Origin of the sequence: Vibrio sp. OPT46 (assembly GCF_015163535.1) — a bacterium.
Taxonomy (GTDB): domain Bacteria; phylum Pseudomonadota; class Gammaproteobacteria; order Enterobacterales; family Vibrionaceae; genus Vibrio; species Vibrio alginolyticus.
The window spans coordinates 1-293 of record NZ_JADDYG010000405.1; the positions used below are offsets into that span (position 1 = coordinate 1).

Annotated in this window: 1 protein-coding gene; it reads left to right on the forward strand. The window is 38.2% G+C overall.

Annotation, left to right across the window (positions count from 1 at the left end):
* A partial coding sequence (locus IQR33_RS18705) for a DUF6279 family lipoprotein (RefSeq protein WP_228013986.1) occupies nt 1-293 on the forward strand: 293 nt, incomplete at both ends.

The following is a 293-nucleotide window of genomic DNA, read 5'->3' on the forward strand; positions in this document are numbered from 1 at the left end:
TATCAAGAGCGAAACGCAAAATATGCCGATAAGACAGAAGACGAAGTGCGTGAAATTATTCTGGATAACACTGAAGAGTGGATGGAAGAATGGCTAGGGAATCTATCAGGAAATCAGCGTCAATTAGCTCAAAGATTTTCTCAGCAAGTTATTTTAAACAGCCCTTTATGGAGAGATTATCGAGCCACGGTATATCAAGAGCTCGAATACTTGTTCGACAACAAATCTAATGTTGTGACTTATCAAGATATATTTATGCGACTCTTGTTCGAGCCAGAGAGTTATTATAGTGA